Below are 3,529 nucleotides of genomic sequence, written 5' to 3' on the forward strand. Positions count from 1 at the left end.
CGTAGAAAGGTAGTTGATGGCAATGAGTCGTCTACCCACCCTGAGTCTTTCGTTCAGCGAGCGTCTGTTCGATTGATGGATGGGAATCCCGCGCTGCAGGTGCAGGTCAACGTCGGGAGGATGTCAATCCTTACTACAGATATATAAATTTGATTTTTAGCCTAATTTGGTAATAATATCATGTCCGGATAATAGCGTGATAAAACACTTTTTCTCATGAGCGCCTTTTCTTCCCTTCTGCCTCCTGCCTCCTACCTCCTCCCTTCGGACCTCCAAAGTGTAAGTATTCAACCGGACATGATATAACTCCTATATCTAATGGTGCATTGACTAGATTTTAGAATCCCTAGCAATTTCCGGTAAATAGTCTAATAATAGAAGATGAACACATACGAGTATCGTGTCATATTTCTCCCAACTTTTGAGTCATCCCATAAAGTTGCCTAGTCAGGAGAGAAAAAACACCAACTTAACTCGTGGGTCAGTGCGCAAAATGCTAAATTGGGCATATTATTGTTTCAAACAAACTCTTAAGTTCCACCCTTTAAAACGATGGGGAACCTTATTATAGATGTAACTGAGGAATATACTTCCAAAACTTGTATGATCGGGCGGTGGTGTTCATCAAAATTTAGGAGGCTCAAAGCATTTTAAATGCCCCTATGGCGGCCAGTAAATGCTGAGAGATAGGAATGGCGCTTTGGGAATTGTTCTCAAAGCATTGCGAGATACTGCCTACGTTGATGGTTCTGCCGTCACGTTGCTATGAACGGTTTTCCCGACTTTTGCCGGGAATTGCCGGGCTTGATGTATCTGATGCCACCAATTTAAATAAAAAAACACATCAAAAGTTGACATTAGATTAATAATTAAAGTTCAATGAAATCGGGTCTTAGTAATGACCCAGGCTTGATCGGGTCCTTATTAGTACATAGTATCGATATTGGACTGGTTTTAGCCTTGATATATATGGTGCTTGTCATCATAGGGGAACGTCGCACATTATGGATGGTAAGAGGGTTTATAGTCTTAATGTTAGCTTCTGCTTTAAGTCAATGGGCTGGATTAAGACTGTTAAGTTTTGCCCTCAACAGCTTAGTTATAGGCTCTGCTGTTTCAATGGCAGTAATATTACAATCAGAATTCCGTCGGTTTCTTGAGCAGTTGGGACAGGGAGAAATTCTGCAAATGTTTGGACATAGTAGCAGAGTTTTACCTGAATCAGATAGCATTATTGATGAAATAGTAGAATCAATCAAACAACTGTCTCAAAATCGTATAGGTGCTTTGTTAATCATAGAAACAGAAGGGCCTATAGACGAGAGGGATTTTTCTGTACCTGGGGTAAAGTTAAATGCTGAACTTTCTAAGGAATTATTACAAACCATATTTCAGCCAAAAACTTTATTACACGATGGCGCAGTCCTAATTCGAGAACATAAAGTTATATCGGCTGGTGTGATTCTACCACTGTCTGAGAGAATAGCTTCCAGGCAATTAGGGACTCGTCATCGAGCAGCTATGGGAATTACAGAACAAGTAGAAAAGTGCATCTGCGTAGTGGTGTCTGAAGAAACTGGTTCTATTTCTCTGGCCGAAAAAGGTACTTTAAATCGACCTTTAACTAGCAATAAACTTAAGGAGTTATTAGAAGAACGCCTATTTTTATCAGGTAGTGAAAAAAATACAAAACCGTTCACCATATTTAATATTGGACTTCAAATAGGATCGAAAGGATCGAGATTAATGTCATGGATGCTTCGTCAAAGTCCATCAGCTCCTCGAAAGAAAAGATGAATCAAGGAACTTGCTTACAAGATTTACCTGTTGACCTAGAACCAGAAAAGTTGCCTCGCCATGTGGCTGTAATTATGGATGGCAATGGCCGCTGGGCAGGACGCAGGGGTTTACCTCGAATTATGGGTCATAGGCGTGGGGTGGAATCGCTGAAGGCCCTACTACGGTGTAGTAAAGATTGGGGCATAGAAGCATTAACTGCTTATGCGTTCTCTAGTGAAAATTGGGGCAGGCCACTAGAGGAAGTTAATTTTTTGATGACTTTATTTGAAAAAATTTTACATCAAGAGCTAAAGGAGATGGTGGCAGAAGATGTTCAAATTAGATTTGTTGGTAATCTAAGTTCTTTACCTCTATCTTTACAGGCTGAGATTAAACATTCAATGGAAATGACTCAGCAAAATCAGGGGATTAAGTTTACTGTAGCTACTAATTATGGAGGACGTCAGGAGATTGTGCACGCCTGTCAAGCGATCGCCTCTCAGGTACAAAAAGGTTTACTAAAGCCAGAAGAAATTAATGAAGGGTTATTTGAGCAATATCTTTATACTGCTGGAATTTCTCATCCAGATTTGTTAATTCGTACCAGTGGGGAAATGAGAATTAGTAATTTTTTGTTATGGCAAATGGCTTATTCAGAAATCTATGTTACTGAAACATTTTGGCCTGATTTTAACCGTTCTGAATTTCATCGTGCCTTATTTGCTTATCAGAAACGTCAACGCAGATTTGGTAAAATATGATGTGCAGACATATTTAAGTAATACAGAAGGCTAATATTTCTGATTTATCAGTTGAGTTTTGTGGCCTTTAGTTGATTTTGCCGAAAAATTGTGGATATGCGCCTCCTCTTTTAAGGGATAATCAAGAAGAGAATATTCGCCAAGGTCAAGCCTCCTTATTGCAGAGGACTGATAACTGATAACTGATAACTGATAACTGAAATCACTAAGGCCCACAAAAAATTGCTTCTTCGAGGTCCTGGCGACTTAAGGAATATTTAAAGGAGCGTTGAATATCATCACCATTAGCACTAGCATCTAGATAGCGCACTGTAAGTTGATCGATATCAAGTGATAATTCTGCTTTCCAAGTAGGTTTTTCTACCCACCAACAATGCAATTTTTCAGAATTTTGTTGGCAGCCATTTTCTTGGAGCCATTGCTCAATTTTTGGCAGAGGGTGATTATATAAAGGGGTATCTGGTTTGGGAATATCCATCTTTTTTTTTGTACTTACAAGCAAAAAATATTTAGTGCCGCTACGCGGAAGTCAAAAGTTAGAAGTCGAGCATCGAGTGCTAATTGGCGAGGTTTCCTGTAGCGCTTTTAAAGTGCGGAAATAGTTCCGCACACATCGCCTCCAGAATGTAAGACGCACATTTGACAGTCAAAAGTATTGATTGGTAAAGCTTTTAGGATTTTTTAACTGATTAGTTCTTTCTGCCATCTTGCACTAGATTTGATAACAATTTTAATAACTTACAAAGACTTCCAATAATTCAATTGCATCAACTATAGAACTATATAGGGTTTGCTGAAAAAATCTTTTAGTAGGGATAGGAGACAGGAGACAGGAGACAGGAGACAGGAGACAGGAGAAATGGGAATGAGCGAGAAGGTAGAAGTAAGAATTGTCCCAAGATTTTTATGGCCAACTATACGCCTAAAATACTAACTTTTTGAGTGTTTTAGACTGAAACAGGCGCACTTTTTTTGTGCCTAAAAAGGCT

Annotated in this window: 3 protein-coding genes; 2 read left to right on the forward strand and 1 reads right to left on the reverse strand. The window is 39.2% G+C overall.

The features are described 5' to 3' along the window. The first annotated feature begins 879 nt into the window (after window positions 1-879). Both cdaA and F6K54_RS41925 read left to right on the forward strand, forming a co-directional pair. Window positions 880-1,797 (forward strand): diadenylate cyclase CdaA, encoded by a 918-nt coding sequence (gene cdaA, locus F6K54_RS41920; RefSeq protein ID WP_293090408.1) that lies wholly within the window; start codon window positions 880-882, stop codon window positions 1,795-1,797. Further along, complete coding sequence (locus F6K54_RS41925; RefSeq protein WP_293090409.1) at window positions 1,794-2,540, forward strand: isoprenyl transferase; 747 nt, start codon at window positions 1,794-1,796, stop codon at window positions 2,538-2,540. Before cdaA ends, F6K54_RS41925 begins: the two co-directional genes overlap by 4 nt. 205 nt (window positions 2,541-2,745) lie before the next feature. Here the strand turns inward: F6K54_RS41925 and F6K54_RS41930 are convergent, their stop codons facing one another. Beyond that, complete coding sequence (locus tag F6K54_RS41930) at window positions 2,746-3,018, reverse strand: DUF3143 domain-containing protein (RefSeq protein WP_293090410.1); 273 nt, start codon at window positions 3,016-3,018, stop codon at window positions 2,746-2,748. Window positions 3,019-3,529 lie beyond the last annotated feature (511 nt).

Source organism: Okeania sp. SIO3B5 (assembly GCF_010692555.1).
Classification (GTDB): Bacteria; Cyanobacteriota; Cyanobacteriia; order Cyanobacteriales; family Microcoleaceae; genus Okeania.